The following is a 23264-nucleotide window of genomic DNA, read 5'->3' as shown; positions in this document are numbered from 1 at the left end:
ATGTCGCAATCCACACCGAGCCAGAAGGCCCTCACTCATTTCAAGATCACCACGCCGTGAGCCCCGTCACCAACCTCCGTGGTCAGTACACCTAGCCCTAGCCGCGCGGGCGGCGGTGGGACGGCGCTGTCGGCGTCACGCCCTACGCTGGCTCCATGGCTGAGCAGGAGCAGGTGGAGGCGGCGCCGCGGACCCCCGACGACGCGCTGGGGTACGAGCACGCCCGGGACGCGCTGCTGGAGGTCGTCCGGCAGCTGGAGAACGGCGGCACGTCGCTGGAGGAGTCGCTGGCCCTCTGGGAGCGCGGCGAGCAGCTGGCGAAGGTCTGCCAGCGCTGGCTGGACGGCGCCCGGGCCCGGCTGGACGCCGCGCTGGCCGCCGAGGAGGGCGGGGCCGCCCCGGAGTGACACGTGTCACACACCCCCGGGGAACAGTTGAATCTTCACTCATGTTGGGATCCAGTGATCGGCGCCGCCGGTCGACCGACGAACCCCGTCCCGCATGAGGTGCAGACAAGCATGACCACCGACGCCCTGGTACTCGACGCCGCCGCTCAGGACCTGCTGTTCCGTGACGCCCGCACGGCGAACACCTTCACCGACGAGCCGGTCTCCGAGGAGCAGATCCAGGCCATCTACGAGCTGGTGAAGTTCGGCCCGACCGCGTTCAACCAGCAGCCGCTGCGCGTCGTCCTGGTCCGATCGGCGGAGGGCCGCGAGCGCCTCGTCCAGCACCTGGCGGACGGCAACAAGGCGAAGACCGCCGCCGCGCCGCTGGTCGCCATCCTGGCCGTGGACAACGAGTTCCACGAGGAGCTGCCGACCCAGCTGCCGCACTTCCCGCAGGCCAAGGACCTCTTCTTCACCGAGCGTCCGGTGCGCGAGTCCTCCGCGGTGCTGAACGGCGCCCTGCAGGCCGGCTACTTCATCATCGGCGTGCGCGCCGCGGGCCTGGCCGCCGGCCCGATGACCGGCTTCAACGCCGAGGGCATCAACAAGGAGTTCTTCGCCGACGGCGAGCACTCGGTGCTGGCCGTGGTGAACATCGGCAAGCCGGGCGAGGACGCCTGGTTCCCGCGTTCGCCGCGCCTGGCCTACGACGAGGTCGTCACCACCGTCTGACCGGTGGCACGCAGGAAGGGCCCGCACCGTTCGACCGGTGCGGGCCCTTCCGCGTGTTCCGCCGCCGCCGGGCGGCCGGCTCCGGCCGCCGCTTGGCTACTTGAGCGCCTGCGCCAGCTCGGCCAGCTCCTCGTACGAGGCGGTGCCGGTGAGCACGGTGGTGCCGCCGCCGCTCTGGAAGGTGAGCGCGCGGGACTTGCCGCCCTGGATCCGCTCCCAGACCCGCCCGGCCACCTCGGAGCTGCCGTCCGGCTTGCCGTCGGCCACCAGCGAGCCGACCAGCGAGCCCGGGGCGATGTCGCTCTGCTCGACCGCCGCGTACTGACCGGCGGGGGTGACGAAGCCCAGGTGCCAGGCGTTGCCCCGGCCGCCGCCCAGCGACGCCGGGTCGTACTTGACCGAGGTGGCCCGCCACTTGTCGGAGAGGCCCTCCGGGGCGAGCAGCGGGTACGGTGCGGCGCGCTTCGCCGAGGCCGCGGCCACCTTGTACTCGACCGTGCGCACCCCGTCGCCGCCGGCGTCGTGCGGCAGGAACAGGTACCCGACCCAGACCACCAAACCGACGGCCAGCATCGACAGGACCATGTCCCGTACCGACTGCCGGCTCCTCATGCCCTTGCTCTCTCCAGCCACCCCCACATGGTGACTCATCCCTTACGGGACACCGGCACCCGGGGGTGCCCACGTACGGGTGATCCGGGACGAACGGGCCGATTCCGACCGGGGGTGGCGACCCGCGCCACAGACAGTCATCTCTTGGGCAGATACGATCGCAGGACCCTCACCACGGCGTTCGACCTGGCAGTAGTCGGGCGCTTACTGGCCGTCGCGTACAGAGAGGTAACGACGATGACCACGCAGTACCCGCACAATCTCCCCAGCGCCCTTGAGGTCGCTCCCGAGGCTCCGGACCGGAACCTCGCGCTCGAGCTCGTCCGGGTCACCGAGGCGGCCGCGATGGCCGCCGGCCGCTGGGTCGGCCGTGGCGACAAGAACGGCGCCGACGGCGCCGCCGTCAAGGCCATGCGCACCCTCGTCTCCACCGTCTCCATGAACGGTGTCGTCGTCATCGGCGAGGGCGAGAAGGACGAAGCACCGATGCTCTACAACGGCGAGCGGGTCGGCGACGGCACCGGCGCCGAGTGCGACGTCGCGGTGGACCCGGTCGACGGGACCACCCTGACCGCCAAGGGCATGAACAACGCCGTGGCCGTCCTGGCCGTGGCCGACCGCGGCACCATGTTCGACCCGAGCGCCGTGTTCTACATGGACAAGCTCGTGGCGGGCCCGGAGGCCGCCGAGTTCGTCGACATCACCGCCCCGGCGGCCGTCAACATCCGCCGGGTCGCCAAGGCCAAGGGCAGCGCCGTCGAGGACGTCACCGTGGTCATCCTCGACCGGCCGCGCCACGAGGGCCTGGTCCAGGAGATCCGCGAGGCGGGTGCCCGGATCAAGTTCATCTCCGACGGCGACGTGGCCGGCGCCATCATGGCGGCCCGCGAGGGCACCGGCGTCGACCTCCTGATGGGCATCGGCGGCACCCCCGAGGGCATCATCGCGGCGTGCGCGATGAAGTGCATGGGCGGCGTCATCCAGGGCCGGCTCTGGCCCAAGGACGAGGCCGAGCGCCAGAAGGCCCTCGACGCGGGCCACGACCTGGACCGGGTGCTCACCACCGACGACCTGGTCAGCGGCGAGAACGTGTTCTTCGTCGCCACCGGCATCACCGACGGCGAGCTGCTGCGCGGCGTGCACTACCGCCAGGAGACCGCCACCACCAGCTCGCTGGTGATGCGCTCCAAGAGCGGCACGATCCGGGAGATCCACTCGACCCACAAGCTGTCCAAGCTGCGGGCGTACAGCGCGATCGACTTCGACCGCGCCAACTGAACCGGCTCCCGGCCGCGTTCCACCGCCCCGCGGCTTCGGCGAAATCCCCCTTCGCCGAAGCCGCGGGGCGTTCGCGTACCGCGGGGCGCTGCTCGGGTACCACCGGGCGTCTCGCGTACCGCCCGTCGCCCGGTCAGCCCGGTCAGCCCGGTCAGCCCGCGATGCGGCTGCGGGCGGCCGGGATCCGGGCGGCCTCGTGCAGGTCCGTCTCCCGGCGCCGCCGGCGGGCCAGCACCACCCGGCGCTCGGCGGCCGTCAGCCCGCCCCACACCCCGTACGGCTCCGGCTGCGCCAGCGCGTGCTCGCGGCACTCCAGCAGCACCGGGCAGCGCGCGCAGACCTGCTTCGCCTGCTCCTCGCGCGAGAGCCGGGCCGCCGTCGGCTCCTTGGAAGGGGCGAAGAACAGGCCCACCTCGTCCCGCCGGCAGGCCGCGCCGGTGTGCCAGGGATTGTCGTCGCCCTGCGACTGGGCAACCGGCGGGCGCTCCAGCACCCGGGCGGCGGCGACGGGCGAAGTGGTGCGGGACTCGATCGGATGCAGCACGGCCGTACTCCTGACGAGGCTCTCGGACACGGGGAAGCTCGCTCCCCTGTCCGGCTGCGAGCCCCCGCTCTTCACCCCCCGAGCCGGCCTCAGGCCGCCTCCGGTGCGCAGCCGTACAAGAAGCGATGTGCGAGAGGAACTACCCTGCCGCACCGCGATTCATGCACACTGCACGCAATCGACTACAGCCTGCACTCGCCGCAACACCGAGTGCCCGGGCGGGAGTTGTTCCCGCCCGGGCACTCGGTCCGGCCCTGCGCAGGTCAGCGGCCCGCAGCGGGCCCCTAGTCGGTGCCGAGCTGCTTGCGCACCCACTCCTTGAGCTTCTTGCCCTTGCGCGGCTTCGCCTCGCAACCCCCGAACACCGCGGCGCCCTTGACCCGGACGACCGGCGCGTACGGGTCGGCCGCGGTCTGCTCCTTGACGTCGAAGCCACCGAAGATGCCGACCCCGCTGCCGTGCAGGCTGACGTTCTCCGGCACCTTGATCTCGACGCCGCCGAAGATGGCGATCACCTCGATCTCCACCTCGGGCGACTCGAAGACGGCATCCGTCAGGTCGATCTCGACCCCGCCGAACGCCGCGACCGCCCGCAGGTGCGAGCCGACCCGCCAGCGGCCCCGGCGGGAGGCCCCGCCGAAGATCGCCACCATGGTCGGCGCCTCGTGCCGCGCCGGCAGCCGCACCGGGCCGGACGGCCGGGCCTCCGGCGCGCCCAGCGGGGCCTTCTCGAAGGAGATCGACCGGTGCGCGGGGAGGTCCCGGGTGAGCGGCACGAGGTCGCCCAGCGTCTTGGCCCCGTAGGCGGCCTCGATCCGCTCGGCGTGCTCGTCCACGTTCAGGCGGCCCTCGGCATAGGCGTCGCGCAACAGCTCCGCGACCCGCTCGCGGTCGGCGTCCGAGGCCCGCATCTCGGCCTCGGCGACCGGGGTCCGGTCGACCCGGGCGGGCGGCTCGCCCCCCGGCTTGGTGATGGCTACGGGCGACTGCCCCTGGTCGTCCTGCGACGGCGAGTTGTCCACGGCCCAAGCCTAGTCAACCGGGCAAGTCCCGTACGCGTGTACGAGTGACCCCGGTCACGCAGGCCGACCTGTCCGCGTGCGACGTTCCGGCGGGTCCTACCCTTGAGGGTGCTTCGCCGACGCAGCCGCATCACTGGAACACTAAGGACCGCCCCCATGGCTCCCACGCCGGATTTCGAGTACAGCGACCTGCTCCCCCTGGGCGCTGACCCGACCCCGTACCGCAAGCTGACCTCCGAGGGTGTCTCCACCTTCGAGGCCGGCGGTCGCACCTTCCTCCAGGTCGAGCCCGAGGCCCTGCGGCTGCTCACCGCCGAGGCGATGCACGACATCTCGCACTACCTGCGCCCCGCCCACCTCGCCCAGCTGCGGCGCATCCTGGACGACCCGGAGGCCAGCCCGAACGACCGCTTCGTCGCGCTGGACCTGCTGAAGAACGTCAACATCTCGGCCGGCGGCATCCTGCCGATGTGCCAGGACACCGGTACCGCGATCGTCATGGGCAAGCGCGGCCAGTCCGTGCTGACCCGGGGCGGCGACGAGAGCGCGATCGCGCACGGCGTCTACGACGCGTACACCAAGCTCAACCTGCGGTACTCGCAGATGGCCCCCGTGACCATGTGGGACGAGAAGAACACCGGCAACAACCTGCCGGCCCAGATCGAGCTGTACGCGACCGACGGCGACGCCTACAAGTTCCTGTTCATGGCCAAGGGCGGCGGCTCGGCCAACAAGTCGTACCTGTACCAGGAGACCAAGGCGATCCTGAACGAGGCCAGCATGCTCTCGTTCCTGGAGCAGAAGATCCGCTCGCTCGGCACCGCCGCCTGCCCCCCGTACCACCTGGCCATCGTGATCGGCGGCACCAGCGCGGAGTTCGCGCTGAAGACCGCCAAGTACGCCTCCGCGCACTACCTGGACAACCTGCCGACCGAGGGCAACGCCCGTACCGGGCACGGGTTCCGGGACCTGGACCTGGAGGCCAAGGTCACCGAGCTCACCCAGCGGATCGGCATCGGCGCGCAGTTCGGCGGCAAGTACTTCTGCCACGACGTGCGCGTCGTCCGGCTGCCGCGGCACGGCGCCTCGCTGCCGGTCGCGATGGCCGTCTCCTGCTCGGCCGACCGCCAGGCGCTGGGCAAGATCAACGCCGAGGGCGTCTTCCTGGAGCAGCTGGAGACCGACCCGGCGAAGTACCTGCCGGACACCACCGACGAGCACCTCGACGACGACGTGGTGCGCATCGACCTCGACCAGCCGATGGCCGCGATCCGGAGCGAGCTGTCCAAGTACCCGGTCAAGACCCGGCTCTCGCTCACCGGCACGCTCGTGGTCGCGCGCGACATCGCGCACGCCAAGATCAAGGAGCGGCTGGACGCCGGCGAGGGCATGCCCAAGTACCTCCAGGACCACCCGGTCTACTACGCCGGCCCGGCCAAGACCCCCGAGGGCTTCGCCTCCGGCTCCTTCGGCCCCACCACGGCCGGCCGGATGGACTCCTACGTCGACCAGTTCCAGGCGGCCGGCGGCTCGATGGTGATGCTCGCCAAGGGCAACCGCAGCAAGCAGGTCACCGACGCCTGCGCCGCGCACGGCGGCTTCTACCTCGGCTCCATCGGCGGCCCGGCGGCCCGGCTGGCCCAGGACTGCATCAAGAAGGTCGAGGTGCTGGAGTACGCGGAGCTGGGGATGGAGGCCGTCTGGCGCATCGAGGTCGTGGACTTCCCGGCCTTCATCGTGGTGGACGACAAGGGCAACGACTTCTTCCGCGAGACCACCGAGGGCCCGCTGATCACCAGCCTGCGGGTGCGCTCCAAGGAGTAGCGGCCGGGCGCTCCGCCGCCCGCCCCCACCACTCCGACCGCCCGCCCGCCCCGGCCGCGAACTCCGCGACCGGGGCGGGCGCGCGCGGGGCGCTCAGGCGTCGAAGTCGTACTCCAGCACGTAGGACGCCGCGTCGAGCGTCATCTCGTTGAGTTCGACGACCTGGCCCTCGTCGGCGAAGGCGGTGCGGCATATCAGGATGACCGGCGTGCCCGCCGACAGCTCCAGCCGGACGCCCTCCTCCGCGCTGGGCATCCGCGACCGGACCTCCTCGCGGAAGTGCACCGGCTTGGCGCCGATCTCGGCCAGCCGCGCGTAGGTACCGCCCGGCCCGGTGTCCTCCCGGGTGATCGCCGTCCCGGCGACCAGCTCCGCCGGCAGGTAGGACGTGGAGAGCAGCACCGGCTTGCCGTCCAGCACGAACCGTCTGTGCCGCACGCACATCGGCGCCCCCGGATCGACCCCGAGCACCCGCGCCACGTGCTCCGGCGCGCCCTGCTCGGTGACCGACACCTGGTCCACCACCAGCGTCCGGTTGTCGATGTCCGCCGACCATATGGACCGTCCCGACCCCCACTGCCCCTGCGCGAGCCGCTGGATGCCGCGCCGGCGCAGCGGCCGGAAGTCCCGGACGAAGACCCCGGCGCCCTTGCGCGCCTCGGCGATGCCCTCGCTCTGCAGGACGCCGAGCGCCTGGCGGGCCGTCATCCGGGCCACGCCGTAGGTCTCCATGAGGTCGTTCTCGCCGGGCAGCCGGTCGCCGGCGCGGTACTCCCCGGTGTCGATGGCCGCCTTGAGCGCGTCGGCGATCCGCTGGTACTTGGGCTGTTTCCCGCCGCTGCTGCCGACCATCGCCTGCTCCCTCGTCCTCGCGGAAATCGTAGGCCCACCGCCGGCCGCCGGTAGGTCGGTATGACCGGTCGGGCCCGTTGACATCTCTAGAGATATTAGCTTCTCTAGAGATGCTGGGTAGTCGTCGAGCAGAACACAGGCACCGACAGCGACCAGGACCGGCGCATCCACCGCCGCGTCCGCACCAGAGCAAGGAGCACTGCGGTGAGCACCCGTAAGCGCAACGCCGCGGCCTACCGACCGCGTGTGGGTGAACTCGTCCTCGACACCAGGACCGGACGCACCGGCATCTACATGGACACCCTCGGCGGAGAGCACTACCTGCGGCCCCCGGGCGGCGGCCGCGAGTGGACCGCCCCACCCGACCACGTCGGCCCGGCACCCGACCCGTCCCCCGACGACCCCGGCCCGGCCCCCGGGCCGCCCCGCCCCCGGACCGCGCCGGAGAGCCGGGCCCGGCCGAGCGCCCGGCTCGCCGCCCGCAACCAGGACTCGCGCCTCAACGAGAGCCGGGTCGCCTGACGGGCCCGGCCGCCGGAGCCGGCGGTGGCCCCGGCGGGAGGGGACACGGCGCCGGGCAGAACGACGAGCGCCCCGCGCCCCACCGAGCGCGGGGTACGGGGCACCGGCTTCCGAACGACTACGGGCGGCTGGCGATGACGCCCTGGGGCTCGTATGGCCCGTCCTTCTCGGTCTTCGGCGCGACCGGCTCGACGATCCGGTCGGCCTCGCCCCCGAAGAGGTCGTCCTCCAGGTCCGCCTTCCGGTCGGCGGTCGGCTCGGTGTACTCGGCCTGGTCCGGGGACGCGGCCACCGCGCCCTCGACGGCCGCGCCCGCCTCCGCAGCGGCCTCCGTGGTCGACGCGGGGGTGTCGCGCTGGTCGTTGGCCATGGGCGGCCGCCTTTCGGTCATCAAATGTCTTCCGCCCCACCGGTTTGGTGCGGGCACGCCGTCAGTATCGTAGGGCTGATTAAATGTCCGATAAACATCGTGCGGCTTGCCGGTTCGTCCGGCAGAGTCGGCCCTCCGCCTAAGCTGAAGCCACCACGCGGCGGACCGCCGAGCGCCCTTCACGGAATCGACAGCACAGGCCATCGGGGGATTTCATGGAGTTTCGGGAGACGCCGCCCGCGTCGGCGCTGCGCTTCCAGGTACTCGGTCCCGTACAGGCCTGGCTCGACGGCGCCCCGGTGTCCCTCGGCTCACCGCAGCAACAGGCCGTCCTCACCGCGCTGCTTCTGCACGGCGGCCGTCCCGTCACCACCCAGGATCTCGTCGACGGACTGTGGGGAGATCGGCCCCCGACGCAGGCCATTGCCGCATTGCGGACATATATCTCGCGCCTTCGCGCCGTCATCGAGCCGAAGCGCGAAATTCGCCGCCCCGCCGAACTGCTCATATCGGTCAGTGACGGGTACGCACTGCGTATTCCGCCCGATGCCCTGGACGTCACGGTCTTCGAGAGCCGGGCGTCCGAGGCCACCGCGGCCCGGGTGGCCGGAGACCTGCACGAGGCGCACCGCCTCCTGGTGGGCGCGCTCGGCCTCTGGACCGGCCGGGCGCTGACCGGCGTTCCCGGCCCGTACGCGGAGTCCCAGCGGCTGCGGCTGGCCGAACGGCACGTCACCGTCTCCGAGGAACGGTGTGCGGTGGCCCTCGACATCGGCCTGCACGCCGACATGGTCGGCGAGTTGAGCTCCCTGACCGCCGAACACCCGCTCCGGGAGCGGCTGCGCGAGCTGCTGATGCTCGCGCTCTACCGGTGCGGCCGCCAGGCGGAGGCGCTCGGGGTCTACACGGACACCCGGAAGCTGCTGATCGACGAGCTCGGCGTCGAACCCGGCGCCGGGCTCTCCACCATGCACTCCCGCATCCTGGCCGCCGACCCGGCCCTGACCCTCCCCGCCGTCGCCCCGATCGGCGCCGCCGCCCGGGAGGACGCGCCGCTCCCGGTGACCCCGCCGGCCCAGCTGCCCGCCGACGTATCGGACTTCAGCGGACGCACCGACCTGGTCGCCGACCTCTCCGCCGTCCTGATGAACGCCACCGGCCAGGCCGTGGTCGTCACCTCGCTGGCCGGCATCGGCGGCGTCGGGAAGACCACCCTCGCCGTCCACGTGGCGCACCGGGTGCGCGCCGAGTTCCCGGACGGACAGCTGTACGTCGACCTCCGGGGCGCGGGCGCCTCACCCGCCGACCCGGCCGTGGTGCTCGGTGACTTCCTGCACGCGCTCGGCGTCACCGAGACCCCCGACTCGCTCGACCAGCGCGCGGCGCTCTACCGCTCGCTGCTCGCCAGCCGGCGGATGCTGATCCTGCTGGACAACGCGCAGGACGCCCAGCAGATCCAGCCGCTCATCCCCGGGGTGTCCGGCTGCTCGGTGCTGGCCACCAGCAGGTCCCGGCTCGCCGGAATCCCCGGCGCCCACCTGGTCGACGTCGAGGAGCTGACGCCCGAGGAGGCGCTCACGCTCTTCTCGGCCATCGTCGGCGAGCAGCGCGTGACGGCCGAGCCCGAGGCCTCCATGGCCGTGGTCACCGCCTGCGGCTTCCTGCCCCTCGCCGTCCGGATCGCCGCCGCCCGGCTGGCCAGCCGGCCGCGCTGGAGCGTCTCCGACCTCGCCCGGCGGTTAGCCGATCAACGGCGCAGGCTGGACGAGCTCCAGCTCGGCAACCTGGCGGTGGAGACCACCATCGGACTGGGTTACGCGCAGCTCTCCGCCCCCGAGGCGCGGGCCTTTCGACTGCTCTCCCTGATCGACTCCCCGGACCTCCCGCTGTCGTCCGTGACCGCCCTGCTGGGCGTCGAGGAACACACTGCCGAGGACCTCGCCGAGGCGCTCGTCGAGGCGAACATGCTGGAGTGCTTCGCTCCGGGCCGCTACCGGTACCACGACCTCCTGCGGCTCTACGCGCAGCGCAAGAACGAGCGGATCGGTGACGTCGAGGAGCAGCACGCCGCGGTGCGGCGGCTGCTCGACCTGATGCTGCCGACCGTCCGCAACGCCGCCCAGGCGATCGAGCCGGACGACCAGCTGCCGGAGCCGCTCAACGCTCTGAACTCCCCCGGTCTCAGCCTGTCGGACGGCGAATCGGCCCAGGCGTGGCTGCGCAGCGAGATCGCGGTGCTGCTCAGCCTGGTCGAGGCCGCCGTGAGCGGTCCCGGCGAATTGCTGCGACCCGCCGTCGACCTGCTGATCGTCCTGGACAGCCTGGTGGAGGACCCGACCCACGGTCCACGGGTCCGGCGGATGCTGGAGGTCGCCGACGACAACGCCGAGTCGTACCAGGACTCCGCCGTGCTGGCCCGGGTGCACTTCGCCCGCGGCACCCTGCAGTCGGTCACCAACGACTTCCAGAGCGCCGAGCGTTCGCTGCTGAAGAGCCTGAGCCTCCAGGACAGCGACGACCTGACCATCCTGCGGTCGATGGCCACCAACACCCTGGGCATCATCCTCAGCGTCGCCGACCGCTCCGCCGAGGCGTTGCCCTTCTTCGAGCAGTCCCTCGCCATCAGCCGGGTGGTGGGCGCCCCCATCGGCGAGGCCCGGCTGCTGGGCAACATCGCCCGGGCGCAGCTCGACGTCGGGGACGCGCGGTCAGCCGTCCGCTCCGCCACCGACGCGGTGGCCAGCGCCCGGGCCTCGAAGAACGGCCCCTGCCTGGCCGACACGCTGTACCAGCTGGGCGTCGTGCTCTCCTCCGGCGGCGCGCCCGGCACCGCCGTCGCCCACCTCCATGAAGCCCACCGGCTCTACCGCTCCCAGCAGAACCGCCTCCGCGAGGGCTACACGCTGGCCCGTCTCGGGGTGAGCCTGCTCGCCGCCGGCCAGCACGCGGACGCGGCCGAGGCGGCCGAGGAGTCGCTGGCGATCGGGCAGGAGATGGACTCCGCCTACTGCCAGGGCCTCGCCAACGCCGCCCTCGGCGAGGCGCTGCTCGGCCTGGCCCAGCCGGCCCGCGGGCTGGCCTGTCTGCGCGAGGCGCACGTGATCTTCACACGGCTCGGTGTGCCCGAGGCCTCCCCCGTGGCGGACCTCATCTCCCAGCAGCACACCGAGCCCCTCTCTCCCCCCGCGCCGTAGGCCCCGCACACCCCCGTGCTTCCCCCGTGGGGGCCGACCCCCGTGCGTTCGGTGCTCCCGCAGCCCCCCGGCTGCGGGAGCACCCTCAACGCTTCCCCGGCGCTGGACTCCACTGTGCACCGGGCCGATTGACGTTCGATAAACGTCGCCTTGCCGGCCCCGGACGCGGACGGATCCGCAGGCCGGGGGCGTGCTCCGACGGGCCCCGCGGCGTGCGGCGGCCGACCGCACCACCCCGGCCCGCACCCCCCGTGCTTCCGCAAGCCGGGCCACAGCACCCCAACCGTCACGAGTTGGCCGGAAAGGGACCCCACGGCGCAGTGATCACGCATATTCTCAGATGCCAGTACAGACATGACGGCACCCGTCCGGCGGATCGTCCGGAAACGGCAGCGCGGCGGCGCTCCCGCGGTGCAGAGTGTCCCTGTGCAAAGTGTCAGCGTGCAGTCAGTGTGACGCGGGGAGCGTGACGTACCGCCACCGGCAGCGGGCCGGCGGGGCAACGCGGGCGCCGGCAGGACGGCGGGCCGGCCTCGTCCGGCCGACCGGAGGCCCGGGTGGAAAGGTGCCTCTCAATCGTGACGACCGGACAGATATCCGACCCGTCCCCCCTCGACGAGGACGCGGACGGCGACGACGGTCCCGACGCCCTGCGCCGCCGTGCCGAGCGGGCCCTGCAGGCCGTCGCCTTCGACACCATCGGCGCCGGCTACGGAGAGGCCTTCCCCGCCAAGCGCGGCCAGCTCGCCTGCGGCCGCCGGCTGCTGGCCCGGCTCGAACCGGGCGCCGCCGTGCTGGACATCGGCTGTGGCACCGGCGACCCGACCGTCCGACAGCTGACCGCCGCCGGGATGCGCGTCACCGGTATAGACCTTTCGGACGTCATGCTCACCCTGGCCCGCGCGGCGGCGCCGAACGGGCCGTTCGCCCCCGCCTTCCACCGCATCGACATGTACGACCTGGCCACCCGGCGCGCCGACCGGGCCTGGAACCTCCCGGACCTGGGCCCGCGGGGCCGCGGCACCTTCGACGCCGTCACCGCCTTCTTCTCCCTCATCCTCCTCCCCCAGGAGGAGATCCCCACCGTGCTGACCCGGCTGCGCGCGCTCCTGCGGCCCGGCGGTCTGCTGGCGCTCGGTATGGTCGAGGCGGACCTGGATCACGTTCCACTGCCGTTCCTCGGACGGGAGCTGCGGATCAGCGGGTATCTGCGGGAGGATCTGGAACGGGTCCTGGTGGAGTCCGGGTTCGCGGTCGAGGAGCGGTCGGGGCATCCGTACGCGCCGGCCAGCACCTCGCTGCCGCCGGAGGAGCAGCTGTTCCTCTGCTGCCGACGCGTCGGCTGACCGTTCGCCACACCGCCCCACCGACCGACCGCCGGACCAGCAGAGCCACCACTCCCCATCAATCCCAGGACAGGCAGCCGTGCGCGACCAGCTCAAACCCGAGGCCGGACAGCCGCCTGCCCTCCCGGGCCCGCGCCGCACGCCACCGGCCCCGGAGGGGAGCGCGCCGAGCGCCACCGGACAGGTCGCCGAGCGGCTCGCCTACCTGGACTCCGCGACCCGGCGGATCAACAGCGCCCTGGACCTGGCCGCGACGCTGCGCAACATCTGCCGCGTCCTCGTACCGACCCTCGCCGACGCCGCCGTCGTGCACCTGCGCGACCCGCTGCCCAACGTCGAGCGCGAACCCGGCTTCCCCGACGACCTGCGGATCCACCACAGCCTCGGCACCCGGCTCGGCCGCCGCGGCCGGCCGACCACCGGCTCCGACCACCGCGGCTCCCGCTACGGCACCCGGTACGGCTCACGCTCGACCGCCGACACCGGGCCCGCCACCCCGGTCACCCGGGGCGGTGCGCTCGCGCACACCCTGCTGAGCCGCCGCCCCGCCGAGGCCGCCGTCCTCGGGGCGGCCGGCTCCCCGGCCGCCGGCCCCGACCGGACCACCGAGCTGCTGCGCGAGCTGTACGGCCCGCGCGGGCTGGCCCGGCTCGGCCCGGGCTCCTCGGTGCTCGCCCTGCCGCTGCGCGGGCGCAAGGCCGTCCTCGGCCTGCTGGTGCTGATCCGCCGGCCGCCCGAGAAGACCGGCCGCCCCAGTTTCGACGCCACCGACACCGCCACCGCCGCCCACCTCGCCACCCAGGCCGGGCTCGCCGTGGACACCGCCCTGCGGTACGCCCGCGAGTGGGAGATAGCCAACGAGCTCCAGCGCAGCATGCTGCCGCTGCGCCTGCCCCAGCCGCACGGCGTCCGGCTCGCCCAGCGCTACCTGCCCGGCGAGCGCGGCGCGCAGGTCGGCGGGGACTGGTACGACGCCGTCCCGCTGCCCGGGAACCGGGTGGCGCTGATCGTCGGCGACGTGATGGGCCACTCGCTGACCTCGGCCGCCATCATGGGCCAGCTCCGCACCAGCGCCCAGACCCTGGCCGCGCTCGACCTGCCCCCGCACGAGGTGCTCTACCACCTGGACGAACAGGCCCAGCGGCTCGGCCGCGAACAGCACCTGGCCACCTGCGTGTACGCGGTCTACGACCCGATCGCCAACCGCGTGGTGCTCGCCAACGCGGGGCACGTCCCGCCGGTGCTCGTCGGGCCGGACGGCACGGCCGAGCTGCTGGAGCTGGACTCGGGCGCGCCGATCGGCGTCGGCGGGGTCGACTTCAACTCCGTCGAGCTGCCCGCCCCGCCCGGCTCCTCCCTGCTGCTCTTCACCGACGGCCTGGTGGAGACCCGCACCCGCCCGCTCAGCGACGGACTGGAGCTGCTCCGGGCCCGGCTGGCCGCCACCCAGCGGCACACCCCCGAACAGCTCTGCCAGGAGGCGCTGCGGATCCTGCCGCCGGGCGACCGCGGTGACGACATCGCGCTGCTGGCCGCCTGCTTCGACGGCATCCCGGCCGGGGACGTCGCGCACTGGTACCTCCAGCCGCGCAACGAGACGCCCGGCCGGGCCCGCCGGCTGGCCGCCCACACACTGCGCCGCTGGGGGCTCGAAGAGCTCAGCGAGGCAACCGAGTTGATGGTCAGCGAGCTGGTCACCAACGCCGTCCAGCACGCCACCCGCCCGGTCACCCTGAGCCTGGTCCGCACCTCCCGGCTGCGCTGCGAGGTCGGCGACGACAGCCCGCTGCTGCCCCGCCCGCGGCGCACCGGACCGGAGGACGAACGCGGGCGCGGGCTGCAGATAGTGGCCAGGTGCGCCGAGCGCTGGGGCGCCACCCGCCTGGGCACCGGCAAGGTCGTCTGGTTCGAACAGCGGCTGCCGTAGGCCCGCCGGGTACGCCGGAGGGCGCCCGGCCGTCGTGGCCGGACGCCCTCCGGGACGGGCCCGTCAGACCCGCTGCGGCTCCTTCGCCGCGCCGCTCTCCTCGGCGCCCCCGGCCCCGGTCGTGCCCTCGGGCGCGACCCGCTCCGACTCCAGCCGGGCCATCAGCTGCTCGCCCTCCATGTCCACCCGCGGCACCACCCTCTCCAGGCTCTTCGGGAACCACCAGGCCGCCCTGCCGAACAGCGTCATCGCGGCCGGCACCAGGGCCATCCGCACCACGAAGGCGTCCACCAGCACGCCCACCGCCAGCGCGAAGCCGATCGGCTGGACGATCGGGTCGTGGCCGAAGACGAAGCTGCCGAAGACCGCGACCATGATCAGGGCGGCCGCCGTGACCACCCGCGCGCCGTTCTTCACCCCGGCGACCACGGCCTCCCGGGGCGCCATGCCGTGCACGTGGTGCTCCTTCATCCCGGAGACCAGGAACAGCTCGTAGTCCATCGCCAGCCCGAACAGCACCGCGATCAGCAGGATCGGCACGAAGCTCACCACCGGGCCCACCTTCGGCACGTCGATCAGCCCGTCCAGCCAGCCCCACTGGTAGACCGCGACCACCGCGCCGAGCGAGGCCGAGATGCTGAGCAGGAAGCCGGCCACCGCCTTCAGCGGCACCAGGACCGAACGGAAGGCCAGCGCCAGCAGCACCAGCGCGATGCCGCCGATCACCGCCACGAAGGGCGGTAGGGCGTCGCCGAGCTTGGCGGAGACGTCGATGTTGGCGGCCGTGGTGCCGGTGACGTCGATCCGCGCGCCGGTCGAGGCCCGCAGGTCGTCGCGCTGGTCGCGGATCTCCCCGACCAGCTTCCTGGTGTCGGCGTGGTCCGGGCCGGTGGTCGGGATGACGGTGAGCAGGGCCGTGCCGCTCGGCCCGTCGACGGTCGGGGGCAGCAGCGTCCGCACCCCCTCCAGGGTGCCCAGCTTCGCGGCCACGCCCTGGACGGCCTGCTCCGGCCGCGCCGCGCTCCCGGCGTCGACGACGACCACCAGCGGTGCGTTGAACCCGGGGCCGAAGCTCTCGCCGATCCGGTCGTACGCGGTACGGGCGTCGGTGCCGGCGGCCTGTGAGCCGCCGCCGGGCAGGCCGAGGCTGAGGCTCGCGGCCGGCACCGCGAGGACGCCCAGCGCGGCCAGCCCGGTGAACAGCACGACCAGCGGGCGGCGCACCACGAAGGTCGCCCAGCGCTCGCCCAGGGTCGTCCGGCCGGGGGCCTTCAGCGCCCGCCGCCAGACCGGCAGCCGGTCGATGGCCCGGCCGGCGAAACCGAGCAGCGCGGGCAGCAGGGTGATCGCGACGAGCACCGCCACCACCACGGCGCCGGAGGCGGACAGGCCCATCACGGTCAGGAACGGCACCCCGGCGACGGCGAGCCCGGCGAGCGCGACCACCACGGTCAGACCCGCGAAGACCACCGCGCTGCCGGCCGTGGCGTTGGCGCGGGCCGCCGCCTCCTCCGGCTCCAGGCCCTCGGCGAGGTGCCGGCGGTGCCGGGAGAGGATGAACAGGGCGTAGTCGATGCCGACCGCGAGGCCGACCATCAGGGCCAGCACCGGCGCGGTGGTGATGATCTCGAACGAGCGGGAGAGGGCCAGCAGCGCGGCCATCGCCACCCCGACCCCGAGCAGGGCGGTCAGCAGCGGCAGCCCGGCGGCGACCAGCGAGCCCAGAGTGATCACCAGGACCACGCCGGCCACCATCAGGCCGACGGCCTCACCGCCGTCGACCTGCGCCATCCGGTTGTAGGCGTCGCCGCCGAAGGCAACGGTCAGCCCGGCGTCGCCGGCCGGGCCGGCGGCCGCCCGGACCGCGTCGCGCTGCTGGTCGGTGACGTCCGCGAGCGGGCGGTCGAAGGAGACCAGGGCCAGCGCGACCCTGCCGTCCGGGGAGAGCGCGCCGGTGGCGTACGGGTCGGGGACCGCCGCGACCCCGGGGACGGCGGCGATCCGGCCGACCGCCGCGCTGACGGCCCCGGCCGCCTCCGCGGTGGTGATGCCGCCGGCCGCCGGGGCGCCGAAGACCACCTGGGCCGCGCCGTGGCCCTGCTCCGGGAAGGTGCCCTTGATGCGGTCCAGGGTGCTCTGCGCCTCGGTGCCGGGCACCTTGAACTCGTCGCTGGTCTTGCCGGCGAAGGCCCCGGCAACCCCGCCGACCGCGATCAGCACGGCGAGCCAGACGGCGAGCACGGCGCGCCTGCGACGGAAGCAGTAGCGGCCGAGGCGGTACAGGTACGTGGCCATGAGTGAACCCTCGATCACGTCGGTCGGCGAGCGGGTGCCCGAACAGGTCGGTCTCCACCGTACGGCCAACTTTGTCACCTGACAAAGTTGGTCGACATAATCGACCGACAGATTCACTCGACCGAGTTATTTGACCGTGGCGCTACCCTGGCCCAATGGCACATGTCCCCGCCTCCGAAAGGCGCCCGCAACTGGTCCGGGCCGCCATCGACCTGATGACCCGCGAGGGCGTCGCCGCCGGCAGTACCCGGGCGATCGCGGCCGAGCTGGGGGTGGCACAGGCGACGGTGCACTACACCTTCGGCACCAAGAAGGACCTCTACCGCGCCGTGGTCGAACAGCTGACGGCCGAGTTCGTGGGCCAGGTGCGCGACGCCGCACCGGGCGACGGCCCCTTCGGCGAGCAGATCCGGGCCATGGTGCACGCGCTCTGGGCGGGTGCCACCGGCGAGGAGGGGCGCTGCGTCCTGCTGGACGAGTTCGCGGCGCTGGCGCTGCGCGACCCCGACCTCCAGGAGATCATGCGCGGGCTGCAGCACGAGATCGAGGACACCGCCTCGCAGATGCTCGACGCCCTCGCGGCCGCCCACGGCCTGGAGCTGCCCCTACCGGCGCGCGACATCGCCACGCACTTCCTGACCGGCTTCGACGGGCTGACCGACCGCTACCTGGTGCTGCGCAGCACCGGCGAGCAGCCGGACGCCGAGGCGCTGCGGGCGCTGGACCTGCTGGTCGCCACCACGGTCGGGCTCTGCCTGGGCTCGGCGGCCCGGACCGGCTGACGCGGGGCGGGCGCGGGGCGGGTGCGGGGCGGGCGCCGCCCGGGGCCGGACCGACAAACGCCCGGCCCGGCCCGGCGACCCGGCCCGACTACTCGACGATCCGGACCGGCAGCTCCGCCAGCACCTCGCGCAGCGAGGCCGCGAACCGGTCGTACTCCGCACTGCGGGCCGAGCCCGGCCGGGTGGCGAGCCCGATCCGGCGCCCGGGCGCGGGGGCCGCGAAGCGGACGGCGGCCAGCCGGTCGGTCCGGCCCGCCTCGACGTCCAGCGCCGTGGTGGGCAGCAGGGTGACACCGAGGCCGCCGGCCACCAGCTGGACCAGGGTGGAGAGCCCGGCCGCCCGGGTGGTGGAGCCGCCGGGGTCGGCGCCGACCTCGCGGCAGATGTCGAGGGCCTGGTCACGCAGGCAGTGGCCCTCCTCCAGCAGCAGCACCTCCAGGTCGAGCAGCACGTCGCGCGGGACGTCGATCCGCCCGGCGAGCGGATGCCCGGGCGGGGTGACCAGCACGAAGTCCTCGTCGAACAGCGGGATGTCCCGGGTGGGCGAGGCCCCGCCGGCCGGGAGCGCGAGCAGCAGCACGTCCAGCCGGCCGGCGGCCAGCCCCTCCAGCAGCGAGGGCGTGCGCTCCTCGTGGACGTGCAGCTCCAGCTCCGGATAGCGGTCGCGGACCAGCCGCAGCACGGTGGGCAGCAGGTAGGGGGCGACGGTCGGGATGACGCCGAGGTGCAGCGGACCGGTGAACGGCCGGCGGGCGGCCTCCACCTCCTCGGTCAGGGCCTGCAAGGAGGCGAGCACCCGGCGCGAGTGTTCGAGCACGCGCTCCCCCAGGGGAGTGACGATCACTTTGCGTGTCGTACGCTCGACCAGCTGCGCGCCCAGCGACTCCTCCAGCGCCGCGACCGCTCCCGACAGGGCGGGCTGACTGGTCCCGGTGGCGGCCGCCGCGTCGCGGAAGTGCCGGTGCTCGGCCACCGCCACGAAGGCCTTGAGCTGGGCGACGGTGGGTGCGCGGGGGCCGCGGGGTGTGGCACTCCCCACAGCGGCCTCGGGTTTGCGCGTGGTGCCCCTGCGGGGCCTGGGGCGGGAGGGGGGCGTGGGGGTATTGATAACTCTCTCCGATCAGACACATCGAGTGTAGCTATTTCCCTGATCAGTCCACGATGTGGAATCGTGGAAGCCGTTCCGCAATCCGGACAAACTCCCCTCATCACTTCAGGAGAAGCGAACGTGCTCACGATCGGTGACAAGTTCCCCGAGTTCGAACTCAACGCCTGCGTCGACCTGGACGCCGCGAACGCCTTCGCCGAGATCAACCACAAGTCCTACGAGGGCAAGTGGAAGATCGTTTTCTTCTGGCCGATGGACTTCACGTTCGTCTGCCCGACCGAGATCGCCGCGTTCGGCAAGCTGAACGAGGAGTTCGCGGACCGCGACGCCCAGATCCTCGGCGTCTCCGGCGACTCCGAGTTCGTGCACCACGCCTGGCGCAAGGACCACAAGGACCTGCGCGACCTGCCCTTCCCGATGCTGGCCGACGTCAAGCACGAGCTGATGCGCGCCTGTGGCGTCGAGGGCGCTGACGGCACCGCCCAGCGCGCGGTCTTCATCGTCGACCCGAACAACGAGATCCAGTTCGTCATGGTGACCGCCGGCTCCGTCGGCCGTAACCCCAAGGAGGTCCTGCGGGTGCTGGACGCCCTGCAGACCGACGAGCTGTGCCCGTGCAACTGGACCAAGGGCGAGGACACCCTCGACGCCCAGGCCCTGCTGGCGGGCTGACCGACATGGCTCTCGACGACCTGAAGTCCGCCCTCCCGGACTACGCCAAGGACCTCAAGCTCAACCTGAGCGCGGTCATCGGCAACTCCGACCTCCCCGCCCAGCAGCTCTGGGGCACCGTGCTCTCCTGCGCGATGGCCACCCGCAGCCCCGCCGTGCTGCGTGCGCTGGAGCCCGAGGCCAAGGCCAACCTCTCCCCGGAGGCGTACAACGCCGCCAAGGGCGCGGCCGCGATCATGGGGATGAACAACGTCTACTACCGGACCACGCACCTGCTCTCCGACAAGGAGTACAGCGGCATGCGGGCCGGTCTGCGGATGAACATCATCGGCACTCCGGGCGTCGAGAAGATCGACTTCGAGCTCTGGTGCTTCGCGGTCTCGGCCATCAACGGCTGCGGCCAGTGCCTCGACTCCCACGAGGGCGTGCTGAGCAAGGCCGGTGTCGCGCGCGAGGTCATCCAGGCCTCCGTGAAGATCGCCGCCGTGCTGCAGGCCGTGGCCGGCGTCCTCGACTCCGAGGCCGCCCTGGCCGGCGTCGACGCCTGATCCCACGCCACACCACGAGGGCCCGCCGGACTTCCGTCCGGCGGGCCCTCGCGCGTTCGGGTGGGCCGGGGCCCGGCCGGACCTACTCGGCGCTCACCGGCGCACCCGTCCCACCGGGCGCCGCGGCACCCGCGGACGTGGCGGCCGCCGTCCGGGCGACGGCCGCCTCACGGGCGGCCTCCATCGCGGTGAAGACGGCCTGCCCGGCCTCGTTGCGGCGGCGCAGGTGGGCGACCACCGTGTTGGTGACCGCGATCAGCGGCACCGCGACGATGGCGCCGCCGATGCCGCCGATGATCGAGCCGGCGGCCACCCCGAGCACCACGCCCAGCGGATGCACCCGGACGGCCCGGCCGAGGATCAGCGGCTGCAGCACGTGCCCCTCGATCTGCTGGACGGCGACCAGCACCACCAGCACCATCAGCGCGGTGAACGGACCCTCGGTGACCAGCGCGATCAGCACGGCGACGGTGCCGGTGACGAGCGCCCCGACCAGCGGGACGAAGGCCCCCAGGAAGATGATCACCGCCAGCGGCAGCGCCATCGGCACCCCGAGCATCTGGATGCCTACGCCGATGCAGACCGCGTCGATGAAGGCCACGCAGACCGTCCCGCGCACGTACGCGGTGAGCGTGGCCCAGGCCTTCGGACCGGCCCCGGCCATCGCGTAGCGGGAGTGCCGGGGCAGGCCGCGCAGCGCCCAGTTCCAGATCCGCTCGCCGTCGTAGAGGAAGAAGAAGGTGGTGAAGAAGGCGAGCAGGACGGCGGTCAGCACCTCGACGGCGATCTGCGCACCGGTGAGGCCGACCGAGGTGAGCTGCTCGGTGTTGGTGCTGATCGCCTTGGTGATCTGGTTCGCGAAGTCGGTGATCTGCTGCTGGGTCAGGTGCAGCGGCCCGGTGATCAGCCAGTCCCGGAGGGTGGCCACACCGTCCTGGACCTTGGTGGTCACGGTCGACAGGTTGGTGGTCACCTGCCAGACCACGAACCAGCCGACCAGGCCGATCCCGGCCAGACCGCTCATGAACACCCCACCGGCCGCCAGCGACCGCGGTACGCCGTGCCGGCGCAGCCAGGAGACGGTGGGCTCCAGCAGCGCGGAGATCAGCAGCGAGGCCAGCACCGCGAAGGCCACCAGCCGCAGCATGTCGACGACCATGAAGACGACGTAGAGCGCGGCGCCGAGCAGCAGCAGCCGCCAGGTCGACTCGGCCGCCACCCGCAGGCCCCAGGGCACCGCCTCGGCCGGCGTGGCGGGCCGGCCGGGGTGGAGTTCGCGCCCGAAGGCGCCGTGGGTGGGCGCCGGCACGGCCGGGGCCTGGCCCCGGCCCGCCTCGGCGTGCTCCCCGCGCGGCGCCGGCAGCGGGGCCGGTGCCGCGGCCACGGCGGCGGGCGCCGAAGCCGGCACCTGCTCCGGTACCGGCAGCGGGTCCGGGGGTTCGTGGTACTCGGCCGCGATCGCGGCCCGCCGGCGCCGCTCGATCACGGCGGCCGCGCTCGCCACCACGGCCATGCCCTTGGCCACGGCCTTGAAGGCCTTCCCGCCCCGCGCCATCCTCGCTACCACCGCTCCCCCGTTGGGCCGCCGTGCCGGCGGTACGCCGTGGGTCGCGCCACGGCCGTCAGGGATGAAACTACCCGCCCGGCCCGGCACGAGTCCGCCGGGCGGGGCGGTTGACCGGTCGGCCGGCGGAGACCGACGGGCGCCGGGCGACCGCGCGGCCGCCCGCGGGCCGGTCGGGCGGCCGGTCCGTATCCGGACAAACCGGTGGTGACCGGGTGGTTTCAGGCACCGGGCAACGGGGAGGACTCCGAACGAGTACAGGAGCCATCTGTCGGCGGACCGGCCGGTGCGGGGAGCAACCAGGACCCCTCCCCGCGCCCCGCGTCCGCACCCGGGCCCGCTCCGCCCGCGAGCGCACTGGTCAGCGCGGCCCGGGCGGCGCGGCCCGTCCAGCACGGCAGCCCCGCCCGGCGCACGGCCATGGCGGCGGGGCGGCCCACCACACACCTCGGCCCCCGACCGCAGGAGAGCGGTCGGGGGCCGAGGTGGTACGGCGTGCCGCGGGTACCGGTAGTTCCTAGTACCAGTGGTGCGACTGCCAGAACGACCAGGCGCCACAGGGGCTGCCGTAGCGGCTGTTCATGTAGCTGAGGCCCCACTTGATCTGGGTGGCCGGGTTGGTGCGCCAGTCGGCACCGGCCGAGGCCATCTTGGTGCCGGGCAGCGCCTGGACCAGGCCGTACGCACCGGAGCTCTTGTTGGTCGCGGTGTAGTCCCAGCCGCTCTCGCGCTTCACGATCTGGCTGAAGCACTGGAACTGAGCGTCGCTGCCGACGATCTGCTGGGCGATCTCCTGGACCGAACCGGGGCTGACCGAAACCGGGGGGGCCGACGTGTCGGTGGCAGCCATCGCCGAGCGCGCCTTGGAGCGGTTGGCGGCGGCCTCGTCGGCCTTCCGCTTCTCCTCGGCCGCCTTGGCGGCCTTCTCCGCGTCGGCCTTGGCCTGCGCGTCAGCCTTGGCCTGCGCGTCGGCGGCGGCCTGCTGGCGCGCTGCCTCCTCGGCGGCCTTCTGCTCCGCGGCGGCCTTCGCGGCCGCATCGGCGGCGGCCTGCTGGGCGGAGGCCTGCGTGCCGATGTTGTCACTGATGGTCTGCGCCTGGGCGCCAGAGGGGACTTCGGCAAGCAGGGTCGCGCCGGCGACATCGACCGTCTGCGTCGTCTTGCCCTCGCTGCCCGAGGCCATACCCACGACGGCACCGACTGCGGTGACGGCGGTGGCGGAGGCCACAGCGACTCCCCGGACCGAGATCCGAGTCACATGGTTTCCTTCCAGCATCGCCCACGCGTGACCGTACGGGCGCAAGATGCCCCTTTGCGCTGCCCTCCGTACGGTGCTGGTCACGGGAGGTACTGACCCGGCGTCCGGAAGCGGTGGGCGACCGGGCGTTGCGATCGGGCGGCGTACGGCTCATCGGTGTTCAATTGTGCGTCCACCTACCGGAGTTGGCGGACCGTCCGGACCGGGCCCACGGTCTCCCGGGGGCCCTGTCATGCCGTACGCGGGGCCTGACAGAACCCTCACCATGCCGCACCGGGCACTGTCGACGCAATTCCCTGTTGCGTGGCGCATCTCACATTCACCGCACTGGAGTTCTCCGGACAGAAAGCACTCGATGTGATGAAAGGGACGGGGGCCGCTCCCGTCAGGAGCGGCCCCCGCAGCCGGAGTTGACCGTATTGTCC

General features: G+C 73.0%; 20 protein-coding genes. 11 read left to right on the top strand and 9 right to left on the bottom strand.

Annotation, left to right across the window (positions count from 1 at the left end; translation table 11 throughout):
• Nucleotides 1–155 precede the first annotated feature (155 nt).
• On the top strand, nt 156–407 hold the full coding sequence (locus tag ABZ495_RS18090) for an exodeoxyribonuclease VII small subunit (protein ID WP_329489420.1): 252 nt from the start codon (nt 156–158) through the stop codon (nt 405–407).
• Nucleotides 408–518: 111 nt separating this feature from the next.
• Entirely contained in the window at nt 519–1121 is a 603-nt protein-coding gene (locus tag ABZ495_RS18085) for a malonic semialdehyde reductase (RefSeq protein WP_329489419.1), read from the top strand.
• A 96-nt stretch (nt 1122–1217) separates the two neighbouring features.
• Here the strand turns inward: ABZ495_RS18085 and ABZ495_RS18080 are convergent, their stop codons facing one another.
• Nucleotides 1218–1733, bottom strand: a complete 516-nt coding sequence (locus tag ABZ495_RS18080; protein ID WP_329489418.1) for a DUF4245 domain-containing protein — start codon at nt 1731–1733, stop codon at nt 1218–1220.
• A 237-nt stretch (nt 1734–1970) separates the two neighbouring features.
• On the opposite strand from ABZ495_RS18080, the gene glpX reads away from it, so the two are divergent.
• Complete coding sequence (gene glpX / locus ABZ495_RS18075) at nt 1971–3011, top strand: class II fructose-bisphosphatase (protein ID WP_352289981.1); 1041 nt, start codon at nt 1971–1973, stop codon at nt 3009–3011.
• 151 nt (nt 3012–3162) lie between these two features.
• Here the strand turns inward: glpX and ABZ495_RS18070 are convergent, their stop codons facing one another.
• Complete coding sequence (locus tag ABZ495_RS18070; protein ID WP_352289979.1) at nt 3163–3555, bottom strand: WhiB family transcriptional regulator; 393 nt, start codon at nt 3553–3555, stop codon at nt 3163–3165.
• Nucleotides 3556–3839: 284 nt separating this feature from the next.
• Complete coding sequence (locus ABZ495_RS18065) at nt 3840–4577, bottom strand: DUF1707 domain-containing protein (protein WP_329489414.1); 738 nt, start codon at nt 4575–4577, stop codon at nt 3840–3842.
• A gap of 156 nt (nt 4578–4733) precedes the next feature.
• Here ABZ495_RS18065 and ABZ495_RS18060 point away from each other — a divergent pair, with 156 nt between their 5' ends.
• The gene (locus ABZ495_RS18060; protein ID WP_359806021.1) at nt 4734–6401 is read left to right on the top strand and encodes a fumarate hydratase; all 1668 of its coding nucleotides are present in this window, start codon (nt 4734–4736) and stop codon (nt 6399–6401) included.
• 93 nt (nt 6402–6494) lie between these two features.
• Here the strand turns inward: ABZ495_RS18060 and ABZ495_RS18055 are convergent, their stop codons facing one another.
• The gene (locus ABZ495_RS18055) at nt 6495–7253 is read right to left on the bottom strand and encodes a GntR family transcriptional regulator (protein WP_359806024.1); all 759 of its coding nucleotides are present in this window, start codon (nt 7251–7253) and stop codon (nt 6495–6497) included.
• 204 nt (nt 7254–7457) lie between these two features.
• On the opposite strand from ABZ495_RS18055, the gene ABZ495_RS18050 reads away from it, so the two are divergent.
• Complete coding sequence (locus tag ABZ495_RS18050) at nt 7458–7775, top strand: hypothetical protein (protein ID WP_359836776.1); 318 nt, start codon at nt 7458–7460, stop codon at nt 7773–7775.
• 118 nt (nt 7776–7893) lie between these two features.
• On the opposite strand, the gene ABZ495_RS18045 is transcribed toward ABZ495_RS18050, so the two are convergent.
• Entirely contained in the window at nt 7894–8145 is a 252-nt protein-coding gene (locus tag ABZ495_RS18045) for a hypothetical protein (protein WP_329489410.1), read from the bottom strand.
• 215 nt (nt 8146–8360) lie between these two features.
• Here ABZ495_RS18045 and ABZ495_RS18040 point away from each other — a divergent pair, with 215 nt between their 5' ends.
• From ABZ495_RS18040 to ABZ495_RS18030, 3 genes are all read left to right on the top strand, one after another.
• Complete coding sequence (locus tag ABZ495_RS18040) at nt 8361–11339, top strand: BTAD domain-containing putative transcriptional regulator (RefSeq protein WP_359806032.1); 2979 nt, start codon at nt 8361–8363, stop codon at nt 11337–11339.
• Nucleotides 11340–11989: 650 nt separating this feature from the next.
• Nucleotides 11990–12685 carry a methyltransferase domain-containing protein gene (locus ABZ495_RS18035; RefSeq protein WP_359806155.1) on the top strand — a complete coding sequence of 232 codons (696 nt, stop codon included), beginning with the start codon at nt 11990–11992 and terminating at the stop codon, nt 12683–12685.
• A 79-nt stretch (nt 12686–12764) separates the two neighbouring features.
• Nucleotides 12765–14612 carry a SpoIIE family protein phosphatase gene (locus ABZ495_RS18030; RefSeq protein ID WP_359806035.1) on the top strand — a complete coding sequence of 616 codons (1848 nt, stop codon included), beginning with the start codon at nt 12765–12767 and terminating at the stop codon, nt 14610–14612.
• A 63-nt stretch (nt 14613–14675) separates the two neighbouring features.
• On the opposite strand, the gene ABZ495_RS18025 is transcribed toward ABZ495_RS18030, so the two are convergent.
• Complete coding sequence (locus ABZ495_RS18025; protein ID WP_359836774.1) at nt 14676–16907, bottom strand: MMPL family transporter; 2232 nt, start codon at nt 16905–16907, stop codon at nt 14676–14678.
• Nucleotides 16908–17062: 155 nt separating this feature from the next.
• Between ABZ495_RS18025 and ABZ495_RS18020 the strand changes: the two genes are divergently transcribed.
• A complete protein-coding gene (locus ABZ495_RS18020) occupies nt 17063–17689 on the top strand; it encodes a TetR/AcrR family transcriptional regulator (protein ID WP_329489405.1) in 627 nt (208 codons plus the stop codon).
• Nucleotides 17690–17777: 88 nt separating this feature from the next.
• Here ABZ495_RS18020 and ABZ495_RS18015 read toward each other — a convergent pair whose 3' ends face one another.
• Nucleotides 17778–18728, bottom strand: a complete 951-nt coding sequence (locus ABZ495_RS18015; RefSeq protein ID WP_329489404.1) for a LysR substrate-binding domain-containing protein — start codon at nt 18726–18728, stop codon at nt 17778–17780.
• A 189-nt stretch (nt 18729–18917) separates the two neighbouring features.
• Between ABZ495_RS18015 and ABZ495_RS18010 the strand changes: the two genes are divergently transcribed.
• A complete protein-coding gene (locus ABZ495_RS18010) occupies nt 18918–19469 on the top strand; it encodes a peroxiredoxin (protein ID WP_329489403.1) in 552 nt (183 codons plus the stop codon).
• A 5-nt stretch (nt 19470–19474) separates the two neighbouring features.
• Entirely contained in the window at nt 19475–20017 is a 543-nt protein-coding gene (locus ABZ495_RS18005; RefSeq protein ID WP_329489402.1) for an alkyl hydroperoxide reductase, read from the top strand.
• 82 nt (nt 20018–20099) lie between these two features.
• Here ABZ495_RS18005 and ABZ495_RS18000 read toward each other — a convergent pair whose 3' ends face one another.
• Together ABZ495_RS18000 and ABZ495_RS17995 are read right to left on the bottom strand one after the other, a co-directional pair.
• Nucleotides 20100–21572, bottom strand: a complete 1473-nt coding sequence (locus ABZ495_RS18000; protein WP_359806046.1) for an AI-2E family transporter — start codon at nt 21570–21572, stop codon at nt 20100–20102.
• Nucleotides 21573–22098: 526 nt separating this feature from the next.
• Nucleotides 22099–22857: a transglycosylase SLT domain-containing protein gene (locus ABZ495_RS17995; RefSeq protein ID WP_329489400.1), complete on the bottom strand. Its 759-nt coding sequence runs from the start codon at nt 22855–22857 to the stop codon at nt 22099–22101.
• Nucleotides 22858–23264: the final 407 nt, after the last annotated feature.

It is taken from the genome of Kitasatospora sp. NPDC005748, from assembly GCF_040630735.1.
GTDB lineage: Bacteria > Actinomycetota > Actinomycetes > Streptomycetales > Streptomycetaceae > Kitasatospora.
Note: the sequence above shows the minus strand (reverse complement) of the source record. Positions and strands in the feature narration are given on the sequence as shown.